Below are 23,350 nucleotides of genomic sequence, written 5' to 3'. Positions count from 1 at the left end.
GAAATTTTGTGTAAATCATTTGTGTACACAAAATTAGGGGGATGAAAAAAATGTTTGAATATGATTTTAAACTATTGACGATTTAACCGTTTTCATATATTCTTAAATTAAGTAATATTCAAATAATTCAAAAGAAATGAGAGAGTCACATGCTTCTTCAAGGAACACATCGAATTGGTCGTATGGCCATGCTGTTGGCACTTGCGGATGAGAATGAAAGTCCTGTATTATCCATTCCAAAAGGTTGGAAGTATTGTACGGGGAAAGTGGGTTCGATGAATTCGCAAAAGGTTGTCGCAGCAATGGAAACAGCGGCTAAAAGCAACCAAGTTATTGAAACAGACGTTTACAGAGAAACACATGCACTTTATCATGCAATTATGGAAGCTTTGTACGGAGTGACGAGAGGTCAAATTCAGTTAGCAGACGTTCTTCGTACAGTAGGACTTCGTTTTGCGATTGTGCGCGGTACACCATACGACGGGAAAAAAGAAGGCGAATGGGTTGCTGTTGCATTATATGGAACGATTGGTGCACCTGTAAAAGGATCTGAGCATGAGGCGATTGGTTTAGGAATTAATCACATATGATTTGCCCATAGTCTATTAGTTAGAAGGGGGCCTTACTTTTTTAGGACAGAAGTCTGTCTTAAAAAGATAAGGTCCCCTTTTGCCTTTTTAAGGAGGAAAAATGATGATTACGTTAACAGGACATACATTGACAGTTGAAGAAATGAAGAGGTTATTACTGGAAGGAGAAGGTGTAACAGCTTGTCCAACTAGTATGCAAAAGGTAGCGGAGTGCCGCGAAGTAGTTGAGAAAATTGTAGAGGACGGAAAAGTCGTTTACGGTATTACAACTGGATTTGGAAAGTTTAGTGATGTGCTTATCCAAAAAGATGATGTAAAGGCACTTCAACATAATTTAATTCAGTCACATGCATGTGGGATAGGTGATCCATTCCCGGAAGAAGTATCGCGCGGAATGTTAATTTTACGAGCGAACACGATGCTTAAAGGAGTATCAGGCGTAAGGCCGCTTGTTGTAAATATGCTTCTTGAGTTTGTAAATCGTAAAATTCATCCAGTCGTTCCGCAACAAGGTTCACTTGGTGCAAGTGGAGATTTAGCGCCTTTATCTCATCTTGCGCTCGTATTATTAGGCGAAGGTGAAGTGTTCTATAAAGGGAAACGCGTTCATGCAATGGTTGCTCTTACAGAAGAAGGGCTTGAGCCAATTGAACTTGAAGCGAAAGAAGGTCTTGCGTTAATTAATGGTACGCAGGCGATGACAGCACAAGGAGTTCTTTCTTATATAGAAGCAGAAGCAACGGCGTATCAAGCTGAACTAATTGCTTCGATGACAATTGAAGGGTTACAAGGCATTATTGATGCATTTGATGAAAATGTTCATAAAGCACGTGGTTATAAAGAGCAAGTGGATGTAGCAAGCAGAATTCGTGACATTCTTCATGATAGTAAGTTAACAACAAAACAAGGAGAACTACGTGTACAGGATGCCTATTCACTTCGTTGTATCCCGCAAGTACACGGTGCTTCTTGGCAAGTATTAAATTATGTGAAAGAAAAATTAGAAATTGAAATGAATGCGGCGACAGATAATCCGCTAATCTTTGATGGCGGGGAAAAAGTAATTTCAGGTGGTAATTTCCACGGTCAACCAATTGCATTTGCGATGGACTTCTTAAAAGTAGGAATGGCAGAACTTGCAAACATTTCAGAGCGTCGTATTGAGCGTTTAGTAAATCCGCAGTTAAACGATTTACCGCCATTTTTAAGTCCAGAACCAGGACTTCAGTCTGGTGCAATGATTATGCAATATGCTGCAGCGTCACTAGTTTCTGAAAATAAAACGTTAGCACATCCGGCGAGTGTTGATTCAATCCCGTCATCAGCTAACCAAGAAGATCACGTAAGTATGGGAACAATCGCTTCACGTCATGCACATCAAATTATTCAAAATGTAAGACGTGTTCTTTCAATTGAAATGATTTGTGCGATGCAAGCGGCAGAATATCGCGGGATTGAAAACATGAGTACAGTGACGAAGAGCTTCTACCATCAAGGGCGTCAGCAAGTACCATCTATTACAAATGATCGCATCTTCTCAACGGATATTGAAAATATTGCACATTGGTTAAAAACGAATTATTCGATAAAAGAAAGATTGGATGTAAACGCAGCACTATAAAACGAGAAAAGGGAGAGATTGAAATGGAAAAAGTAAAACAAACAATTCGCGCGCCAAGAGGTACAGAGTTACAAACGAAAGGGTGGGTGCAAGAAGCTGCACTTCGTATGTTAATGAACAATTTAGATCCGGAAGTTGCTGAAAAACCAGAAGAATTAGTTGTGTATGGCGGAATTGGCCGTGCAGCTCGTAACTGGGAAAGCTATCAGGCGATTGTAGATTCATTAAAAACGTTAGAAAGCGATGAAACGTTACTTGTTCAATCAGGAAAACCAGTTGCCATTTTTAAATCACATGAAGATGCACCTCGCGTTCTGTTAGCGAACTCAAACTTAGTACCAAAATGGGCAAACTGGGATCACTTCCGAGAACTAGAGAAAAAAGGTCTTATGATGTACGGACAAATGACAGCTGGTAGCTGGATTTACATTGGAACACAAGGGATTCTACAAGGAACATATGAAACATTTGGTGAAGCAGCTCGTCAACATTTCGACGGTTCATTAAAAGGTACATTAACACTTACTGCTGGTTTAGGTGGTATGGGTGGTGCACAACCTCTTGCTGTAACGATGAACGGCGGTGTTGTCATTGCTATTGATGTTGATAAGCGCAGCATCGATCGTCGTATTGAAAAGAGATATTGTGACATGTATACAGAATCATTAGAAGAAGCATTAACTGTTGCGAACGAGTATAAAGAGAAGAAAGAACCAATTTCAATTGGCTTGCTAGGAAATGCGGCAGAGATTTTACCAGAACTAGTGAAGCGTGATATTACGCCAGATTTAGTTACAGATCAAACATCTGCTCATGATCCATTAAACGGTTATATTCCAGTAGGTTACACATTAGAAGAAGCAGCGAAACTTCGTGAAAAAGATCCAGAACGTTACGTACAATTATCAAAAGAAAGTATGACAAAACATGTGGAAGCGATGCTTGCGATGCAAGAAAAAGGTGCAATTACATTTGATTATGGAAATAACATTCGCCAAGTTGCTTTCGATGAAGGTTTGAAAAATGCTTTCGATTTCCCAGGATTCGTTCCAGCATTTATTCGTCCATTATTCTGTGAAGGAAAAGGGCCATTCCGCTGGGTAGCACTTTCTGGTGATCCAGAAGATATTTATAAAACAGACGAAGTAATTTTACGTGAGTTCGCTGATAATGAACATTTATGTAACTGGATTCGTATGGCACGTCAACAAGTTGAGTTCCAAGGACTTCCATCACGTATTTGTTGGTTAGGTTACGGTGAGCGTGCGAAATTTGGTCGCATCATTAATGAAATGGTTGCAAATGGTGAATTATCAGCACCGATTGTTATTGGTCGTGACCATTTAGATTGCGGATCAGTAGCATCTCCAAACCGTGAAACAGAAGCGATGAAAGACGGTAGTGATGCAGTAGCTGACTGGCCAATTTTAAATGCATTAATTAATAGTGTAAACGGTGCGAGCTGGGTATCTGTTCACCACGGTGGTGGCGTTGGTATGGGTTATTCACTTCATGCGGGAATGGTTATCGTTGCAGATGGAACAGAAGCAGCAGCAAAACGAATTGAGCGCGTATTAACTTCTGATCCTGGTATGGGTGTTGTTCGTCACGTGGATGCAGGGTATGACTTAGCTGTGGAAACTGCGAAAGAAAAAGGCGTTAACATTCCGATGATGAAATAAGGAGGAGAAAACATGCTGGACACTTTACTAATAAATATCGGTCAATTACTAACAATGGATCAAGAAGATGGCTTGTTAAGACGGGAAGCGATGAACACGCTTCCTGTTATCGAAAACGGTGCGGTTGGAATTGAAAATGGTGTAATTACTTTTGTTGGAACAGCGGAAGAAGCGAAAGGATTACAAGCGAGAGAAGTTATTGATTGCGGCGGGAAAATGGTTTCTCCTGGTCTTGTTGACCCGCATACTCACCTTGTATTTGGTGGATCTCGTGAAAATGAAATCGCACTAAAACTACAAGGAGTTCCGTACTTAGAAATTTTAGAACAAGGCGGAGGCATACTTGCAACTGTAAATGCAACGAAACAGGCGTCGAAAGAAGAACTTGTTCAAAAAGCGAAATTCCATTTAGACCGTATGCTATCTTTCGGAGTTACTACTGTAGAAGCGAAGAGTGGTTATGGATTAGATGATGAGACGGAATGGAAACAATTAGAGGCAACAGCACAATTACAAAAAGAGCATCCAGTCGATTTAGTTTCCACATTTTTAGGTGCTCATGCAGTTCCGAAAGAATATAAAGGTAGATCGAAAGAGTTTTTACAATGGATGTTAGATTTATTACCAGAAATGAAAGAGAAACAATTAGCGGAGTTCGTTGATATTTTCTGTGAAACAGGTGTGTTCTCTGTGGAAGAATCAAAAGAATTTTTATTAAAAGCGAAAGAGCTTGGCTTTGATGTGAAAATTCATGCAGATGAAATCGACCCTCTTGGTGGTGCGGAAGCAGCGGCAGAAATCGGTGCAGCATCAGCGGACCATTTAGTTGGAGCTTCTGATAAAGGGATTGAAATGCTTGCAAACTCGAATACAGTAGCAACATTATTACCAGGAACAACTTTCTATTTAAATAAAGAAAGCTTTGCTCGTGGTCGTAAAATGATTGATGAAGGTGTTGCAGTTGCGTTAGCTACAGACTTTAACCCAGGTAGCTGTCCAACTGAAAATATTCAGCTTATTATGAGCATTGCGATGCTAAAACTGAAAATGACACCAGAAGAAGTTTGGAATGCCGTAACGGTTAACTCATCATATGCTATTAACCGTGGTGATGTAGCTGGGAAAATTAGAGTTGGTCGTAAGGCAGATTTAGTTTTATGGGATGCTTACAATTATGCTTACGTACCGTATCATTACGGCGTAAGTCATGTGAATACAGTATGGAAGAATGGTAATATTGCATATACAAGAGGTGAACAATCGTGGAGCACGGCCACTATTTAAAGAAAAATGCAAAGTTTATTGATCGTGAAGTGACAAAATGGAGTGAGATGATTAAAGATTGGGAGGAAGGCGTAGAAATATTCGGTGCTGCCTTAATTGGAGCACCCCTTTCTAAACCATCTATTAGTCATTCAGGAGCAAGTTTTGCTCCAAAGACAATTCGTGCGATGTTAGATGCATATAGCACATATGCAATTACAGAAAAACACGATATGAAAGAAAGTGTCTTATATGATTGCGGCGATATTACGATGCATGTGACGGATATAAAAGAAAGTCATAAACGAATTGCGGAAACAGTTGGTCATGTAACGAAAGTAAACCCGAACATGATACCAATCGTTCTTGGGGGTGACCACTCGATTAGTTTTCCGAGTATAACAGGTTTTGCAAACAGTAAAGGAAAGGTCGGAATTATTCAATTTGATGCTCATCATGATTTACGTAATTTAGATGATGGAGGCCCGTCAAATGGTACACCATTCCGTAGTTTACTAGAAAATGATATCATTACAGGGAAACAACTTGTTCAAATTGGAATTCGTAATTTTTCTAATGCACGTGCGTACCATGAATATGCAATAGAGCATGGTGTAACAGTGTATACAATGAAAGACGTACGAGAGCGAGAAATAAAAGATATTATCACGGAAAGTATTGAATTATTAAGAAATCAAGGTGTGACTTCTATTTATATTTCTCTTGATATGGATGTGCTAGACCAAGCGTTTGCGCCAGGTTGTCCAGCAATTGGGCCTGGTGGAATGGATAGTACGACTTTACTAGATGCGATTGAATTCCTTGGTAAAGAACCGCTCGTTCAAGGGATGGATATAGTAGAGATTGATCCAACTCTTGATTTCAGAGATATGACGAGTAGAGTAGCAGCGCAAGTGATTATGAGTTTTCTTTTAGCGAGGGAAACGGTTAGTAAGCAAGTTAGTATATAGACGGAAAAGTAGATCTTTATTTATGCCTTAACAAAAACACATCACTACTTAAATGTAGTGATGTGTTTTTGTATTAAAAGAGAATGAATGTGTGTGGAACCGTTAATGGAATTGCGATTTTTATAGTGTATTGTGTAAATTTAATTTCTTGCTTCTGAAGTATTGACGTGTAAAATAATTTTATGATAAAATAAAAATTTTGCTAAAAAACTAAAAGTATGTTAAGCTTGAGAAGGTTACCATATATGGAGGTGGATTATTTGTTTCAAATTGGCGATAACATTGTTTATCCAATGCAGGGAGCAGGTATAATTAAAGCCATAGAAGAGAAGGAAATCTCAGGAGAAAAACAACAGTATTATGTTATAAAAATGTCGGCTAGTAATATGGAACTAATGATTCCAGCAGGGAGAATATTGAATTCGAATATACGTCCAGTTACGGATATAACCGCATTAGCACACATAATGGATATTTTTCAACATGGGGAATCAGATAGATTACTTACATGGAAACAAAGGTATAAATTGAACACTGATAAAATAAAGACGGGTAAAATGCAAGAAGGTGCTGAAGTTGTGCGTGATTTAATGCGTATACAGAAAGAAAAAGCACTTAATGCAAGCGAAAAGAAGATGTTAGATAACGCATATGAATTTTTGATTAGTGAACTGGGATTAATTGAAGGTATCACAGAAAATCAGATAAAAAGCTTTTGTTAAGGTTCATTACAAATAATGTATTATATCCCAAAAAAGATCTTGAATTTTTTGGGAACATAATTATAGAAAATTTATCATTTCAAAGACATTCAACTCTTTCAAACCACTTTTAGAGCATTACCTCTATTGTTATTACTACAATCAAATCCATTTTTATTTTTTAATTTCATTTATGAATGTTCGAAGTTTAATTGAATACTTCGATAAAATAGTTACTTGATTTTTGCAATCCTGATTCACACTGGCACGGACGAGGAGCCGTAAGGATGAAAGAGAGGTAGGGCTTTCATTGTTTTAGGTATATAAGTTATTATTTTTAGAAGAATACTGAACCATTTTTACTTCTATTGATAAGGTGTTTTTTTTATTAAAGAGATAAACGAATTGACAGCCATATATGGTCAACAAAAAAGGTTTCCTCCTAAGGAAACCTTTTTAATATTATTTATAGCATTTTATTTTTTGGATATTCGAATTTTTTATTGTAAAGTCGTAAAAATTGACGTTACTATCTAAAAGTAAGTATGATGCGGTTATAGTAAGATTTTTTAGGGGGAAGAAAAATGACAAGTTCAAGTAATAAAGCAGCGAGTATTTATGAAGGAACAAATGTAAATGCTGGGGGATTTTTTGAAAACGTTGAAGAAACAAAGTTGTTTGATCCAATTCAAGTTGGAGCTTGGTCTCTTCGTAATCGTATAGCGATGGCACCGATGACAAGATGCTTTGCAGATAATGAGACTGGAGTAGTTGGTGCGGATGTAGTGGAGTACTACAGAAAACGTGCTGCGGATGGAATTGGACTAATTATTACAGAAGGAATTGTCATTAGTCCGAGAGCAAAAGGAAACCCAGGAGTACCAGGTATTTATACACAAGAGCAAATCGATTCTTGGAAACCTGTTACAGAGGCGGTACATAAAGAAGGCGGGACGATTATTGCTCAAATATGGCATGTTGGGCGTATGAGTCATCATGAAATAATTGGTGGTCAAATGCCACAAGCACCGTCGGCTATCGCTGCAGAGGGAAATGTTCCACGCTTTCGTAAACCGTTTGATACGCCAGAAGCAATGACGTTAGAAGAAATACAAGAAGTGATCGGGCAATACGCACAAGCTGCGAAAAATGCGATCGAAGCTGGATTTGATGGAGTAGAAATTCACGGTGCACACGGATATTTAATCGATCAATTTACGTATGAGTTTGCGAATAAGCGAACAGATAAATATGGCGGTGATTTAAAACAAAGGTTAACGTTTATGAAAGAAGTAACGGCGGCTGTAATAGAAGCTGTTGGAGCTAATAAAACACTTCTTCGTTTCTCTGCTTTCAAAGGTGATAATCCTACTTATATGTGGGAAAACCCTGAGTTTGCAATTGAAACGTTCATAAATATGTTTAAAGAGGTTGGGTTAACGATGATCCATCCTTCAACGATGAATTATACCCAAGAGATTGCTGACGGAAAGAATTTTCATCAACTAGTAAGAAAATATTGGGATGGTACGATTGTTGGGGTTGGTAATTTAAATCCAAAAGAGGCCGAAGAAGCGTTGCAAGAAGGAACGATTGATGTAGCGGCATTCGGAAGACCGTTAATTGCTAATCCAGACTTTGTTCATCGAATTAAACACGCTGAAAGTTTAGTTGAATATGACGCGAAAGAGCATCTTGCTACGTTAGTATGAATAAAGATAAAAGGAGAGCACATCTAGTGTTCTCCTTTTATTATGGAATTTCATAGGGGGAAGCGGGATGAGTGAAACGCTACTCGTTATTATTAGTATATTACTATTTTTAATGTTGCTTTTAATCGTCTTTTTTATCATTACATTTTTTATAAAAAAACGAACACACCATTCTATTTTAAAATTACATCCGTACTTAGGAAGAATGCGCTACTTACTGGAAAAGATAGGGCCTGAATTTCGACAATATTGGTTTGATCATGATACGGATGGAAAGCCTTTCTCACGTTATGATTTTCAAAGTGTTATGTTTTTAGCGAAATATCGCTCTGAAATACTTGGTTTTGGATCAAAACGAGATTTTGAAGCTTCTGGATATTATATTGCTAATACATTATTTCCGATATTAACTGAGGAATTAAGTGTGAATCTCACGCAAGAGCGGGAAGGTAAAAAGTACGTGATTCATAAAGAAGGGTTCTTTTCAAGAAGAGAAAAATTGACAGCGGATACAACGAATCTTTGGCTGTACGAAGAAGAAGATGCAATTATAGTCGGTGAGAACCGTAAATATCCGTGGAAGCTACATGGCATGTTTGGTGCATCTGCGACTTCTTACGGTGCGATTGGAGAAAATTATATTTTAGCGAGTGGTTTTGGAGCAAAAATGGCAGGCGGATCGTGGATTAATACGGGTGAAGGTGGCGTTATTCCAGAACATTTACATACAGGAGCGAATATCGTTGCGCAAATTGGTCCAGGGTTATTTGGATACCGTGATGAAGACGGTAATTTTTCAATGGGAAAATTCATGGAGAAAGCGAAAGAAAGTAATATTAGAGCATTCGAATTGAAATTTGGGCAAGGTGCTAAAATACGTGGTGGTCATTTAGAGGGGCAAAAAGTAAATGAGAAAATTGCTTCTGTTCGCAACGTCCGAAAGGGAGAGACGATTAATTCACCGAATCGATTTTCATTTTTAAAGAATGCAGCGGATACACTTTGTTTTATTCAACAGTTGCAAGAAAACAGCGGTAAACCAGTTGGAATGAAAATTGTAATTGGTCAGCAGGAGCCTTTGGAAGATTTAATAAAAACAATGAAAGAACTAAACATTTACCCAGATTTTATTACAATCGACGGTTCAGAAGGCGGGTCAGGAGCAACGTATAAATCGATGGCAGATTATATGGGACTGCCGCTTATTCCAGCATTACTTACATTTATTGATACAGCAAACCATTATGGTGTCCGTAACAAGTTTAAAGTATTTGCATCGGGTAAATTAATCACACCAGATAAAGTGGCGATTGCTTTAGCGATTGGGGCGGATGCTGTAAGTTCAGCCCGTGGGTTTATGATGGCAAGTGGCTGTATTATGGCCCTTCAATGTAATTCTGGTCAATGTCCATCTGGTGTAGCCACGACGAATCCGCATTATCAAAAAGCGTTAGATCCGTATGAGAAGAAGTGGCGAGTCATGAATTATATTATTAGTATGAGATATAGTTTATTTTCATTAGCGGCAGCGGCGGGAGTGAAGAGCCCGCGCCATTTAACTAGAGAGCATATTGTGTTTAAAGACGAGGTGGGGAGAGTAGTTCCTCTTTCGGAATTGTTTCCTATAGTAAATCAAACCTAAAAGTATATTTGATGTGTAAGATTTTTTAGAGGAATAATTATATTTTTGGAAAAATTAGGAGTATAATAGGGGAGTATTTTTGAAAATGACTATTTTTAGGGAGAGATTCACTTGCAGCAAGGTTCGTACAGTATTACAATTTTTTTACTCGTCATAGGGCTCGTTATATTTAGACGCATGCGCTCTATGAATCGACCAATTAATAATAAAGGAAGACGACTACTATTGCCATTATTCTTCTTATTACCAGGTTTTTCTTTATACGCAGCACCGATACAACTTGCTGGTTGGCAAATTGGTATAGCTGCTGGGATCGGACTGTTATTGTCAATTCCACTTATTATTTTAAGTGGGTATGAAGTCAGAGAAGATGGTCAAATTTATGCAAAAAAAAGTATCGCTTTTATTGCTACATTTTTAGTTATCGTTCTTTTACGTGCTTATTTTAGAAGACATTTACAAGGTCTAGATCCAAAGTCAATCGGCATTCTTTTCTACACTCTTGCGGTTTGTTATATAGTACCTTGGCGTATTGGATGCTATATGAAATTTCGTAAAGTATATGTAGAGAAAGCGAAAATTGAGACGTCAATAAGCTAAAAGTCATACATTTGTATGGCTTTTTCTTTTAAAATTTATCGGGTAAACGAATGTAAATAAGGTGTGAAAAAACACTATATAATTTTCTGAATATTTTTACTTTGAATTCTTGAAAAATCATTGTAATCCACTGGAATAAAGGCGTTTATAAAGGTTTTCACATGTAATGAACAGTGCTCGTTCACTTGAAAGAACAAAAAATGTTTGTTAAGGTAGGGAACCATAAGCGAAAACAAGAAAATAGAAAAAGTCATTTTTCGAAATTTTGAATGGCTTATGGACTAAGGGAGAGATTTGGTGAAGATTGAAATTATGGTTTCGCTTGCTATTTATATGGCAGGTATGTTGTATATCGGATATTGGTCTTATAAGAAGACATCCGATTTATCAGATTATATGTTAGGCGGGAGGGGACTCGGCCCAGCAGTTACAGCTTTATCAGCTGGTGCTTCTGACATGAGTGGTTGGATGCTAATGGGATTACCTGGTGCGATGTATGCAACAGGATTATCAAGTGTATGGATTGCGATAGGTTTATTAATAGGTGCGTATGCAAACTATTTAATCATTGCCCCGCGTTTACGAACGTATACAGAAGTGGCAAATGATTCAATTACGATTCCAGACTTTTTAGAGAATCGGTTTAAAGATCGTACGAAAATACTTCGTTTTGTCTCCGCTATCGTCATTTTAGTATTTTTCACATTTTATGCATCGGCTGGTTTAGTTTCAGGTGGACGTTTGTTTGAAAATTCTTTTAACCTTGATTATAAAATTGGTTTATTTGTAACAGTAGGTGTCGTTGTTGCGTATACACTATTTGGTGGCTTTCTAGCCGTAAGTTGGACGGACTTTGTGCAAGGTTGTATTATGTTTATTGCGCTTGTACTAGTGCCAATTGTTGCTTTTACGGATGTCGGTGGTGTAACAGAAACATTTAATACGATTAAGCAAGTCGATGCATCGCATTTAGATATGTTTAAAGGGACCACAATACTTGGTATTATTTCATTTTTAGCATGGGGCCTTGGATATTTTGGTCAACCACATATTATTGTCCGCTTTATGGCAATTACCTCTATTAAAGATTTAAAAACTTCTCGTAGAATCGGTATCGGTTGGATGACGATTTCAATTATAGGTGCAATGCTTACTGGTCTAATTGGTATCGCCTATTATGCTAAAAATAATGCGACATTACAAGACCCAGAAATGGTCTTTGTAACATTCTCAAATATTTTATTCCATCCGTATATTACAGGATTTTTATTATCAGCTATTTTGGCTTCGATTATGAGTAGTATTTCCTCACAATTACTTGTTATTTCAAGTGCAGTAACGGAAGATTTCTATAAAACATTTTTCCGTCGTAACGCAAGTGATAAAGAACTTGTATTTATCGGTAGGCTGTCAGTATTAGTTGTAGCGATGATTGCAGTTGTTTTAGCGTATCATCCGAGTGATACAATTTTAACGCTTGTTGGATATGCTTGGGCAGGATTTGGATCAGCATTTGGACCAGCAATTTTATTAAGTTTATATTGGAAGAGAACGAACAAATGGGGCGTTCTTGCTGGGATGATTGTCGGTGCATTAGTTGTTATCACTTGGGTACAAATTCCAAGTTTAAAAGCGACTATGTATGAAATGGTACCGGGATTCTTCTGTAGTTTATTAACTGTTATCGTTGTAAGTTTATTAACGAAAGAACCCGTTAAGGCAGTTCATCGTGAATTTAATGAGATGGAAGCAGTACTGGAAGAAGAAAAGAAATGATTTGCAAAAAGAGTAAACGGTGAATAGCGTTTACTCTTTTTACATGTAAAATGAAAGTAAGGACTTATTGACAATAAAAAATAAGTAACTTATAATAAATCTTAAGTTCGAGATAAATAATGTTCATAATGAAAATTTATTATGGTTATAAATCGAACAAATATTTTTTGTGAATTATCTTGAATTCGAGATAATTCGATAGGTTAGACGCCAATACGTAATTTTGTGATTAATATCTCGAATTCGAGATAAAATTATAATGACGGATTTTACTTTGTAGCATGGACAAAATGAATAATGAATTTAAATGTAAAAGAATTTTTATAATGAAATAAAAAAGGAGTGGAAGAAATGGAAAAGAAAACAACGGGAATCCATCATATTACAGCGATTGTAGGGCATCCACAAGAAAATGTAGACTTTTATGCTGGTGTATTGGGGTTACGTTTAGTGAAACAAACAGTGAATTTTGATGATCCAGGTACGTACCATCTTTATTTTGGAAATGAAGGAGGAAAGCCTGGAACAATTATTACGTTTTTCCCATGGGCAGGTGCTCGTCAAGGTATTATTGGAGATGGTCAAGTAGGAATTACATCTTACGTTGTACCAAAAGGTGCAATGGAGTTTTGGGAAAATAGATTAGAAAAATTCGATGTTTCGTATACAAAAATGACTCGTTTTGGAGAGCAGTATTTAGAATTTGATGATCCGCATGGTTTGCATATAGAATTAGTTGAAAGAGAAAAAGGCGAATTAAATAATTGGAGTTTTGGAGAAGTTACACCAGAAGTAGCAATTAAAGGGTTTGGAGGTGCTGTTCTTTTATCTACACAGCCTCAAAAAACTGCTGAATTGTTAGAACATATTATGGGTCTTGAGAAAATTGGAGAAGAGGGTGAATTTGTTCGATTCCGTTCTTCTGCTGACATTGGAAATATTATTGATTTGAAATTATCAACAATCGGTCGTGGCCAAATGGGCGTTGGCACAGTTCATCATATTGCCTGGAGAGCGAGTGACGATGCTGATCAGCTAGACTGGAAAGAGCATGTGTCGCGTTTTGGATATCACGTAACTCCTGTACAAGATCGAAATTATTTTAATGCGATTTATTTTAGAGAACATGGTGAAATTTTATTTGAAATTGCAACAGATCCTCCTGGTTTCGCTCATGATGAATCGTTAGAGACGATGGGTGAGGAATTAAAGTTACCGGAACAATATGAACAACATAGAAAACAGATTGAACAAACGCTTTTACCATTTGAAGTGAGAAATTTAGATTAAAGTGATTGAAGGGGGAAAAGGATTATGATGAAACATGTTTTTCAAAAAGGAAAAGATACGTCAAAACCAGTGTTGTTATTACTTCATGGCACAGGTGGTAATGAAGTAGATTTACTACCACTTGCAGAAATAGTTGATCCGGAAGCGTCGGTATTAAGCGTTAGGGGAAATGTGTTAGAGAATGGGATGCCGCGTTTCTTCCGCCGATTAGCAGAGGGCATTTTTGATGAAGAGGATTTAATTTTCCGTACGAAGGAATTAAATGAATTTTTAGATGAAGCGGCTAAAGAATATAAATTCGATAGAAATAACATTGTAGCTATCGGTTATTCGAATGGGGCAAATATCGCAGCAAGCTTATTATTCCATTACGAAAATGCATTGAAAGGTGCTGTGCTTCATCACCCAATGGTACCAAGAAGAGGAATGCAATTAGCAAATTTAGCAGGGAAATCTGTATTTATTGCTGCTGGGACAAATGACCCAATTTGTTCATCAGCAGAGTCAGAGGAATTGAAGGTACTATTAGAAAATGCAAATGCGAATGTAACAATGCATTGGGAAAATCGAGGGCATCAATTAACGATGGGTGAAGTAGAAAAAGCAAAAGAGTGGTATGACAAAGCATTTTAAAAAAGAAGCATCTGCTAACGATTAGCAGATGCTTCTTTTTTATTTAAGACTGGATTGCAAGGTGAGATGAAGAAAGTGGTAGCTCAATATCAACAATTGTACCTTTATTTAATTCGCTTGAAATGTGTAATTTACCATGATGTTCTTCAATTATTTTGTAACACATCATTAATCCTAGTCCTGTGCCTTTTTCTTTTAAACTATAAAAAGGTTCGCCTAGACGGGAGATACGATCTTCTGGAATGCCACAACCTTCATCGATAATTCGTATTAAGATGAAATTATTCTCTAATGGTTTTGTTTGGATGAAAATATTTCCGCCATTTGGCATTGCTTCTATCGCATTTTTTAATATGTTTATAAACACTTGTTTTAATTGGTTACCGTCACATTGAATATCATATACGTAATCAAAATGATCCATGATGATATGAACGCTATGCATAATTGCAGTCGGTAAAATAAATGTAACTACCTCTTCAATTAAAGTTTGTATGTTACAAGTTTGGATAGATAATACTTGTGGCTTAGACATCGCCATAAATTGACTCGTGATGGATTCCATTTGTGAAATCTCACTTAACATAACATCGATATACCATTTCTGCTCTTCACTTATTTCAGGGAGGAGCAACGTTAGAAAACCTTTTAGAGAAGTGAGTGGATTTCGAATTTCATGGGCAATTCCAGCTGTCAGTTGTCCGACTACTGCGAGCTTCTCTGATTTTCGTAGTAACTTTTCAGTTTCTTTTAGCTCAGTAACATCTCTCCCCATCACGATAAGACCTTTGCGAGAACCATCAGGATGATAAAGCGGAACTTTTGATATACTTAAGATTAGATCGAAATCATCTCTATGTATAATAAATTCCTCACCATGAAGAATTTGTCTTTGTTGCCATGCTAGTTCATCGATTTCTTCACAATGTAAAAAAGCTTCTCGGTATGCTTCATTATATTGAATGAGTTCGCTATCTTTTTTCCCGTGGTAAGGTACATGATGGAAATTGAAGCAAGAAAGTGCGTAGTCATTTGCCTCAAGCCAGCGCCCTTCATGATCTTTAAATATAACAAACGCAGGCATGGAGTTTACTAATGTACGTAATCTCTTCTCACTTTCTTTTAGCATATTTTCAATTCTTTCTGATTTTTCAAGCGGCTTCATAATAGCATATACGCCAGTAAGACGATTTTGAACAAAAATAGGAACTAGTTTTGTCACAACATCTAATAAGAATCCATTTTTATGATAAATAGATAAGATATACTCTTGTTGATTATCCGCTTCAGTATTCTTTATATTTTGTAATACTTGCTCAGAAATATGGGCTTCTAAAATAGAGGTAATATTTTTCTGTTCTAATTCTAAAGAAGTGTAACCTAATATTCTTTCGGCAGAAGGATTTATATGTAGAATAACTCCTTCTAAATTTAATGAAATAATACTATCAGGATTGTGTTCGAACAGAGATGCGTACATTTCTGTTAATGAACGATCTTGTATATGGTTTCGCAAACGTCTAGAAATGTTCGGATGACGTTTTTTTTGAGTTGGTGAATATTTTTTACGACTCATAATAGTTCCTCCGTACAAATAGCATCTAAAAAGATTTGTCTATTCATAACTATAATATAGATGTAATGTGTATTTCTATAAAAAATGGAAGTTATAGAATAAATTTTGTTTTTTTTATTTTTTGCAAGGTGAATGCAGGATGGTAATAAGGGGAGCTTATATTGTTTTATAAACCTTTTGTAAGTTACAGACGGCTGTTTTCCGTATAACATTAGGGTAGAGGAGGGGGAGAGAAAATGAAAAATTATATTCAAGGGATTGATCACGTGCAAGTAGCTGCACCTGTAGGGTGTGAAGAAGAGGCGCGTGATTTTTATGGGAATACGATTGGTATGGAAGAAATTCCAAAGCCAGAAGAGTTGAAAAAACGAGGTGGATGTTGGTTTAAATGCGGAAATCAAGAAATCCATATTGGTGTCGAGCGGAACTTTATACCAGCTAAAAAGGCTCATCCAGCTTTTTATGTGAATGAAATTAATGAATTTAAGCAAACACTTATAGAGCAAGGTGTTAAAGTGATTGATGATTATGCACGGCCAGATGTAATTCGATTTTACGTGTCAGATCCATTTGGAAACCGAATTGAATTTATGCAAAATAAAGACTAGGTGGATTCCCACCTAGTCTTTAACTTCTTCTGAAAAGTCCTAACACTTCTACAGTTTCTGTAATATTAACGAAAGCATTCGGGTCGATTTCAGAAATTGTTAGTTTCATACTTGCTAATTCTTCACGAGAAACGACGGTCATAAGTACACGCTTTTTCTCGCTTGAATAAGCACCTTCGCCATCAAGTAACGTTATTCCACGTACAACAGTTGAAAGAAGTTGTTTTTTCATTTTTTCTGCTTCATTTGTTACAATCATAAGTGTAACTTTACGATGTTTTGTATGAACAGCATCAATTACTTTACCAGTTACATAAATTGAAAGTAAGCTTGTAAGTGCAACATCCCAAGTGAAGAAGAATCCTGCGATTATTACAACGACTGCATTTAAAATAATAAGGAATCCGCCAAGTTTAATGTCTCGCTTGCGGGATAAAAGCATACCGATAATATCAAATCCACCAGTGGATCCATTACAGTTAAAAACAAGACCAATACCAGCTCCGGCGATGACACCCCCGAAGATAGAAGATAACAATGGATCTGTTGCTACGACTTTTACTGGAACGTAGTATAATGCAACAGATAATACAACTACAGAGACAACTGTGTTAAAAATTACTTTTTTTCCAAGACCTATGTACCCTAAAATAAGGATAGGTAAGTTTAATACAAAGTTAATAATGCCTGTGTTTACAGGGGTTACAATCCCTAAAATAATAGCAATTCCGCCAATTCCACTACTTAAAATTTTGTGGGGGATAAGGAAAAGATTAAAGGCAACTGCAATAATAATAGAACCGATAATAACACCAAGGAATCTGACCATTTCTTTCCCGTCCTTCACTGAAAAATTCATATTATTTCAAGATTATATATGATATTGAAAGTTTTGGGTAAAAACAGTTTATTTTGGTAAATTAGATTAATCAAAAGAATTTGAGTATTTTATCATTTGGAAGGGGATACAGTTGTGAAGATAAAAACATATCAACAGAAAAGCCCGTTGAAGCAAGAATGTGAGGATTCTTATTTTTGTAATAAAGAAAAAAAGATTTATGGTGTATGTGACGGTGCAACACCACTTGTCCCGTTTCGTGATGAAAAGGGACATAATGGAGCATACATCGCTTCGCATTTATTTGCAAGTTATTTTACTGCATTACGAGAGAATCATAGTTTACAATTTGCAGTTGCCAAAGCAAATGAAGCATTGCAAAGCAAAATGTTAGAATATGAAGTAGACACGAGAAAAAAAGAGCATTTGTGGTGCACATGTATCGCGGCAATCCAAATAGTTGGTGAGAAAATTGAATATGCGCAGCTTGGGGACTGTATGATTGTCGCAACTTTTCAAAATGGAACGATGCAAGTATTAACGAAAGACACAGTTGAAGGAATTAGTAAAAGAGCAAAAAAGAAGAGGGAAGAAGATCGTAAAAAAGGGTTATCTGTACCAGAAGAATATGTTTTTCAAGATGTTCGAGAACAGTTAAAATACAATCGTTATCTTGCAAATATGCCAAATGGTTATTCAGTTGCAAATGGAATGAAAGAAGCGATACATTATTTACAACATGGTGAATTACATACAGATGAAGTGAGTGGGATTTTTATTTGTTCAGACGGGTTATTTCACCCAGATTGGTCATTAGAACAAACTGTTGCATATATAAGAAAGAATAGTATAAACGAATATATAGCAATTATTGAAGAGCTAGAAGCGGAAAAGAGAATAAGGCCAGATGATAAAACGATTATTATGATTGATTTTTAAGAGGAGGCAGTTCAAATGGAAATTAAACGTGTCAATCTAACATTTCAAGATGAATTAGTTCCTTTAGAAAAAGTAAACAAACTGATTATTCACCATACAGCTGAAGATGGATGGGACGTGTATAAAACGCATGAATTTCATCAAACTGTAAGGGGGTGGAGCGGAATTGGTTACAACTATTTTATCGAAAAGGATGGAACTGTAGTGGAAGGACGAGGTTTACATATTGGAGCGCACGCGAAAGACCATAACCGCCATACAATTGGAATATGTATGACGGGAAATTTCGATAAATACGATCCCACTCCCCCGCAAGTGAATGCATTATATTCTTTATGTAAACTGTTTATGAAGCAATTTGCTATAAAGAAAGAAAATATACTAGGTCATAGGGAGTTAGAAGGAGTTACAAAAAGCTGTCCTGGTAATCGTTTTTCTATGGTAGAGTTAAGGAAGATATTATCTTAAATATAGAGGAGTAACAACGATGATGAATATAAAAATACCAAATGATAAAAAAGAAGAGCTTGTAGCGCAAATTCAGCAATTTTTCATGGAAGAAGATCTAGATGAAATTGGACGTTTCCAAGCAGAGCGTTTAATAGAAGAAATGATTAAATTAGTTGGACCATTTGCATACAATCAAGCAATTGGAGATGCAAGAAAGCTTGTAAGTGAGAAATTAACGAATATGGAAGAAGATTTATACGTGTTAGAGAAGAATGAAGCGAAATAAAAAAAGAGCCGATGGGCTCTTTTTTATTTTTCTTTCTTATGTTCCTTATATTCATGTACTTTTTCTTTCACATTACCAACTGTATCTTTAGCAGTGCCTTTCACCTTATCCCATTTTCCTTCAGCTTGTAATTTCTTATTGTCAGTTACTTTCCCAACAACTTCTTTTACTTCACCTTTTACCTTATCAATGGCACCTTCTACTTTTTCTTTTAAACCATGATCATGTTTAGTCATACATTTCTCCTCCTTGTAGTTTGATTAGAATTCTCTTTTCATATTGCAAGTTGAATGATGTATCTAGTAATATCGTAACAAATCTAGTTTGAATATTCAAATGATTAATAGGATAGAAAAGGATTTGTCATAAAATGTTTAAAAATGTAACGGAAGGAGAAATAAAGTAAATTATATGTCTTTTGCGGTCCATATTGATTTTGTATAAGCAATTTTCATGTGGGCACGTTCCATGTTATTTTGACTGCCGCTACCGAACCTTGCTTGTCCAACTATTAAAGTACAATTGGATTCAATAGCTGTCTTAATTCGTTTTTGAATTAATGCAGTGTGACAGCCTTTACGCTGAAATTCTGGTAAAGTAGCAGAAGCAGCTAATGATGCGACACCTTTATTTATATACAGGACACCAATACCAGCAGGGATATTTTGAACTTCAGCTATGAAAAAATGCCATCCTGGTTCATTGTAAAGAATTTCATTATTTTGGCGTACGCTATCTTTTGTAAAGGATGGCATATTAAATCCACGTACATATATGTCTGCAAAAATATCAAATTCATTTTCTTTCAGTTTTCGTAATGTAATATTAGAAGGAAGAAGTGATGAACTCTCTCTCGGTATACTATACAAAGCAGTATGGAAGCTAGATTGGTAAAAACCTTTTTGAGATAAGTATTGAAATAGTTCAGTTGTGCCTTGCGCTGGTGTAATTTCAAAACGGCAAGGAATTTGTAGTGATTCATAATAAGAAATAATTGCATCAATCGCATCTGCATTTGTAATACCTTTTACCGTATTAAAAGCAGGACCGGCAATTATTTTTGATGAAAAGGCAGTGGCACTACCGAAATTTTTCATTTGCACTTGCATTGGGTTTCCGCTCATTGTTTGTAGTCTCTCTAATCTAGAAGAGAGCATATCAATTTCTGCATTTTCAATTTCTGTTGCTATATCGAGTGTCATAACAGTAGTCATAAAATTCCTCCGTTAATAAATATATTTCATAGTACATATACGATTTTTGTTTTGAGATTCCTGTTGAAATGTGAGAGAATAAGAGGTTTTTTGGAAGGGAAATGGAAGTGAGCTGTCGAAGGGAGTGGAAACAGATTAAAGGTGGTGCTCTCATGAAACAAAAAACCGTGCAGACATGCTCTAATTGTGGTTCTCAAAACATAGGAGAAGGTGAGTTTGTCGGATATGCACAAATACGGAAAAAGGAAACGATGTTCACATCTTCACCGGTGGATGCTTATATTTGTACAGATTGCGGGAATATCCTTCTATTAAAAGTACGACATTATGAAAAGTTTAAGCAGAAGCCGTTATGATCATTGAGAAATGGTCATATCCAACGTTGTATACGAAACGACTTATGTTAAGGAAAATGAATATGAGTGATAGTTTACATATATATGAGTATGCTACAGATAAAGAGATGATAACTTTTACTGTATGGGATGCTCATCAATCGTTATGTGACACATATAACTATGTAGAAGAAATTGTGGGGCAATATAATGAAGGGCAAGTAGCACCTCTTGGAATTGTATTAAAAGAGGAGAAAAAACTTATAGGCACGTGTGGATTTATAAAATATGATTTGGTCACACATACAGCAGAAATTGCATACGCCTTATCTCGAAAATATTGGGGAAGAGGATTAGCCACGGAGGCTGCATTAGCTTTTTTCTACTATGGTTTTCATGAGTTGCATCTTAATAGTATTGAAGCGGGATGTGATTCAGAAAATGAAGCATCTGAAAAATTAATGAAACGTTTGAATATGGAGTACAAATATACAATTCAGAAGGATATGTTTATTAAAGGTAAGAATCGCGATACAAAAAGATATTGTATATCTAGAGAAGGATATATGAATCAATGAAATATCTTACATTGAAAACTCCTTTAAATGAATCAAGGAGTTTTTTTATTTTGATAACAACAAATCGGAGTTTATCTTTTTGTTCGTGTGTTAGGAGTATGGGAGATATATCGAATTTTAGTAGAAAATAAGGAATACAGTAATCGTTTTATTTTTAAACTGAAAAAGAAAGTAAGAAAAAAGATAGATAGTTTATCGTTCTGAATTATTTCCAAAGAAATAATTCAGAAAATACAGAGAAATGTCGTAATCATTTGCGGAAGTCTGTTATAATAAACGAAAAAATGAAAACGCTTTAAAGGGGGATATAACCAATATGATGATGAATGTACCGCTAACAATTAGTTCTATGATGGAAAGAGCAGAGAAACTGTTTTCGAAGAAAGAAATTGTTTCACGGACGCATGATACAGTTACAACGTTAACGTATAAGCAGTTAGGGGAAAGGACGAGAAGACTCTCCAGTGCGTTGAAAAAGCTTGGAATTAAAGAAGGTGAACGTGTAGGAACATTAGCGTGGAACCATCATCGGCATGTGGAAGCGTATTTTGCTATTCCAGGTATTGCTTCTGTTTTGCACACAATTAACATTCGTTTATCTCCTCAACATATTTCATATATTATTCAGCACGCAGAAGACCGAATTCTACTTATAGATGAAGATCTCGTACCGCTTGTTGAAAATATTCAATCACAATTATCAACTGTACAAGCTTACATTATTATGACTGATAAAGATGAACTCCCAAACACTACGCTGAAGCCTGTATATCATTATGAAAAGCTATTAGAAGAAGGCGATCCAAATTTCCAATTTGTAAAAGATATTGATGAAAATACACCAGCTGGTATGTGTTATACGTCAGCGACTACAGGAAATCCGAAAGGTGTTGTATATACGCATCGTAGTACTGTATTACACTGTATGGCACTCGGTTTAGCGGATACAGCTGCTTTATCGGAAAGTGATGCTGCAATGGCGATTGTACCGATGTTCCATGTGAACGCTTGGGGACTTCCTTTCGCTGCTACTTGGTTTGGGTCAAAACAAGTTCTTCCAGGACCGATGTTTACTCCGAAAATTTTATTAGAGATGATTCAATCAGAAAAAGTGACGTTAGCTGCGGGTGTGCCGACAATTTGGCTCGGCGTATTACAAGAGTTAGAAAATAATAGTTACGATTTATCTAGTATGACGAGAATACTATGCGGAGGTGCAGCTGCGCCGAAAAGTGTTATTAAAGCATTTGAACAGAAACATAATGTTCCGTTCATACATGCATATGGTATGACTGAAACGAGTCCACTCGTAACACTTGCGCGTTTAAAAAGTTATGAAACGGAAGTATCGTATGAAGAGCAACTAGAAATTCGCTCTAAACAAGGATATCTTGTACCTGGTGTCGAGATGAAAGTAGTCGGTACAAATGGTGACGTGAAGTGGGATGGTACTGAGATGGGAGAATTATGTTTACGAGCACCTTGGATCGCTGAAAGCTATTATAACGATGATCGTACTGTCGAAGGTTTTCGCGATGGATGGTTATATACTGGTGATGTTGTCACAGTGGATGAGGAAGGTTGCGTGAAAATTGTTGACCGTACGAAGGATGTTATTAAAAGCGGGGGAGAATGGATTTCTTCGGTCGATCTTGAAAATGCTTTAATGGCACATGATGCTATATTTGAAGCGGCTGTCGTTGCAGTTCCTCACCCTCAGTGGCAAGAGCGACCAATTGCCTGCGTTGTTCAAAAGAAAAATAGTACGGTTACAAAAGAAGAAATATATGAGTTTTTAAAACCACAGTTTGCGAAGTGGTGGTTGCCAGACGATATTGTCTTTATGGAAGAAATACCGAAAACATCTGTTGGGAAGTTTTTAAAACAGGCGCTTCGGAAAGAACTGGAGCATTTGCATAGAGAGAAATAAGTGAACTTCTATTTGTAAACTCTAATACATTAACGGTTGACAAAAGAGGGGTGGAAAGATAATATAATTTTTGTGATATGTTATCTAAAAATAATTTTAAGTTTACAAATAGGAG

General features: G+C 36.4%; 23 protein-coding genes and 1 pseudogene. 20 read left to right on the top strand and 4 right to left on the bottom strand.

What is annotated here, in order from left to right; genetic code table 11:
• Positions 1–149 precede the first annotated feature (149 nt).
• The 12 genes from hutP to NST90_RS17010 all read left to right on the top strand — a co-directional run bounded on the left by hutP (position 150) and on the right by NST90_RS17010 (position 14,481).
• Positions 150–590 (top strand): hut operon transcriptional regulator HutP, encoded by a 441-nt coding sequence (hutP, locus tag NST90_RS17065; RefSeq protein ID WP_000926516.1) that lies wholly within the window; start codon positions 150–152, stop codon positions 588–590.
• 103 nt (positions 591–693) lie between these two features.
• A complete protein-coding gene (gene hutH / locus NST90_RS17060) occupies positions 694–2,211 on the top strand; it encodes a histidine ammonia-lyase (RefSeq protein WP_000631874.1) in 1,518 nt (505 codons plus the stop codon).
• A 23-nt stretch (positions 2,212–2,234) separates the two neighbouring features.
• Positions 2,235–3,893, top strand: coding sequence for a urocanate hydratase (gene hutU / locus NST90_RS17055; protein WP_000416711.1), 1,659 nt, complete (start codon positions 2,235–2,237; stop codon positions 3,891–3,893).
• A gap of 12 nt (positions 3,894–3,905) precedes the next feature.
• Entirely contained in the window at positions 3,906–5,177 is a 1,272-nt protein-coding gene (gene hutI, locus NST90_RS17050) for an imidazolonepropionase (RefSeq protein WP_000887539.1), read from the top strand.
• Positions 5,156–6,127 (top strand): formimidoylglutamase, encoded by a 972-nt coding sequence (gene hutG, locus NST90_RS17045; RefSeq protein ID WP_000399849.1) that lies wholly within the window; start codon positions 5,156–5,158, stop codon positions 6,125–6,127. Before hutI ends, hutG begins: the two co-directional genes overlap by 22 nt.
• A gap of 260 nt (positions 6,128–6,387) precedes the next feature.
• The gene (locus NST90_RS17040) at positions 6,388–6,849 is read left to right on the top strand and encodes a CarD family transcriptional regulator (protein ID WP_170317877.1); all 462 of its coding nucleotides are present in this window, start codon (positions 6,388–6,390) and stop codon (positions 6,847–6,849) included.
• 563 nt (positions 6,850–7,412) lie between these two features.
• On the top strand, positions 7,413–8,540 hold the full coding sequence (locus NST90_RS17035; RefSeq protein WP_000204582.1) for an alkene reductase: 1,128 nt from the start codon (positions 7,413–7,415) through the stop codon (positions 8,538–8,540).
• A 67-nt stretch (positions 8,541–8,607) separates the two neighbouring features.
• Positions 8,608–10,182 (top strand): FMN-binding glutamate synthase family protein, encoded by a 1,575-nt coding sequence (locus tag NST90_RS17030; protein ID WP_283748124.1) that lies wholly within the window; start codon positions 8,608–8,610, stop codon positions 10,180–10,182.
• A 111-nt stretch (positions 10,183–10,293) separates the two neighbouring features.
• A complete protein-coding gene (locus NST90_RS17025; RefSeq protein WP_016111168.1) occupies positions 10,294–10,782 on the top strand; it encodes a cytochrome c biogenesis protein CcdC in 489 nt (162 codons plus the stop codon).
• 297 nt (positions 10,783–11,079) lie between these two features.
• Positions 11,080–12,558, top strand: a complete 1,479-nt coding sequence (gene putP, locus NST90_RS17020; RefSeq protein WP_000687591.1) for a sodium/proline symporter PutP — start codon at positions 11,080–11,082, stop codon at positions 12,556–12,558.
• A gap of 351 nt (positions 12,559–12,909) precedes the next feature.
• Complete coding sequence (locus NST90_RS17015; RefSeq protein ID WP_000412754.1) at positions 12,910–13,848, top strand: ring-cleaving dioxygenase; 939 nt, start codon at positions 12,910–12,912, stop codon at positions 13,846–13,848.
• Positions 13,849–13,872: 24 nt separating this feature from the next.
• Positions 13,873–14,481, top strand: coding sequence for an alpha/beta hydrolase (locus NST90_RS17010; protein ID WP_283748125.1), 609 nt, complete (start codon positions 13,873–13,875; stop codon positions 14,479–14,481).
• A gap of 43 nt (positions 14,482–14,524) precedes the next feature.
• Here the strand turns inward: NST90_RS17010 and NST90_RS17005 are convergent, their stop codons facing one another.
• The gene (locus tag NST90_RS17005) at positions 14,525–16,057 is read right to left on the bottom strand and encodes a BA3702 family sensor histidine kinase (RefSeq protein ID WP_000087654.1); all 1,533 of its coding nucleotides are present in this window, start codon (positions 16,055–16,057) and stop codon (positions 14,525–14,527) included.
• Positions 16,058–16,293: 236 nt separating this feature from the next.
• Between NST90_RS17005 and NST90_RS17000 the strand changes: the two genes are divergently transcribed.
• A complete protein-coding gene (locus NST90_RS17000) occupies positions 16,294–16,665 on the top strand; it encodes a VOC family protein (protein ID WP_000800771.1) in 372 nt (123 codons plus the stop codon).
• Between the two features lie 19 nt (positions 16,666–16,684).
• On the opposite strand, the gene NST90_RS16995 is transcribed toward NST90_RS17000, so the two are convergent.
• Positions 16,685–17,494, bottom strand: coding sequence for a YitT family protein (locus NST90_RS16995; protein ID WP_000251344.1), 810 nt, complete (start codon positions 17,492–17,494; stop codon positions 16,685–16,687).
• Positions 17,495–17,620: 126 nt separating this feature from the next.
• Here NST90_RS16995 and NST90_RS16990 point away from each other — a divergent pair, with 126 nt between their 5' ends.
• The 3 genes from NST90_RS16990 to NST90_RS16980 are packed head-to-tail and all read left to right on the top strand — an operon-like array spanning position 17,621 to position 19,178.
• Positions 17,621–18,442 carry a protein phosphatase 2C domain-containing protein gene (locus NST90_RS16990; RefSeq protein WP_025710107.1) on the top strand — a complete coding sequence of 274 codons (822 nt, stop codon included), beginning with the start codon at positions 17,621–17,623 and terminating at the stop codon, positions 18,440–18,442.
• Positions 18,443–18,457: 15 nt separating this feature from the next.
• Positions 18,458–18,910, top strand: a complete 453-nt coding sequence (locus tag NST90_RS16985) for a peptidoglycan recognition family protein (protein WP_000404001.1) — start codon at positions 18,458–18,460, stop codon at positions 18,908–18,910.
• A gap of 19 nt (positions 18,911–18,929) precedes the next feature.
• Positions 18,930–19,178 carry a DUF2164 domain-containing protein gene (locus NST90_RS16980; RefSeq protein WP_000981065.1) on the top strand — a complete coding sequence of 83 codons (249 nt, stop codon included), beginning with the start codon at positions 18,930–18,932 and terminating at the stop codon, positions 19,176–19,178.
• A gap of 23 nt (positions 19,179–19,201) precedes the next feature.
• Here NST90_RS16980 and NST90_RS16975 read toward each other — a convergent pair whose 3' ends face one another.
• Both NST90_RS16975 and NST90_RS16970 read right to left on the bottom strand, forming a co-directional pair.
• On the bottom strand, positions 19,202–19,414 hold the full coding sequence (locus NST90_RS16975; RefSeq protein ID WP_000160410.1) for a CsbD family protein: 213 nt from the start codon (positions 19,412–19,414) through the stop codon (positions 19,202–19,204).
• Positions 19,415–19,585: 171 nt separating this feature from the next.
• Positions 19,586–20,392, bottom strand: a complete 807-nt coding sequence (locus NST90_RS16970) for a GNAT family N-acetyltransferase (protein ID WP_000214346.1) — start codon at positions 20,390–20,392, stop codon at positions 19,586–19,588.
• A gap of 152 nt (positions 20,393–20,544) precedes the next feature.
• Here NST90_RS16970 and NST90_RS16965 point away from each other — a divergent pair, with 152 nt between their 5' ends.
• From NST90_RS16965 to NST90_RS16950, 4 genes and pseudogenes are all read left to right on the top strand, one after another.
• Entirely contained in the window at positions 20,545–20,748 is a 204-nt protein-coding gene (locus NST90_RS16965) for a hypothetical protein (RefSeq protein WP_000810948.1), read from the top strand.
• Positions 20,745–21,305 carry a GNAT family protein gene (locus tag NST90_RS16960; RefSeq protein ID WP_000582837.1) on the top strand — a complete coding sequence of 187 codons (561 nt, stop codon included), beginning with the start codon at positions 20,745–20,747 and terminating at the stop codon, positions 21,303–21,305. Before NST90_RS16965 ends, NST90_RS16960 begins: the two co-directional genes overlap by 4 nt.
• 63 nt (positions 21,306–21,368) lie before the next feature.
• Positions 21,369–21,509 (top strand): annotated as a pseudogene (locus tag NST90_RS16955) (transcriptional regulator); the annotation flags it as partial.
• Positions 21,510–21,621: 112 nt separating this feature from the next.
• On the top strand, positions 21,622–23,235 hold the full coding sequence (locus NST90_RS16950) for a long-chain fatty acid--CoA ligase (RefSeq protein ID WP_000980205.1): 1,614 nt from the start codon (positions 21,622–21,624) through the stop codon (positions 23,233–23,235).
• Positions 23,236–23,350 lie beyond the last annotated feature (115 nt).

It is taken from the genome of Bacillus sp. FSL E2-8900, assembly GCF_037966225.1.
GTDB lineage: Bacteria > Bacillota > Bacilli > Bacillales > Bacillaceae_G > Bacillus_A > Bacillus_A cereus.
This window is presented reverse-complemented; position numbering and strand designations above follow the sequence as displayed.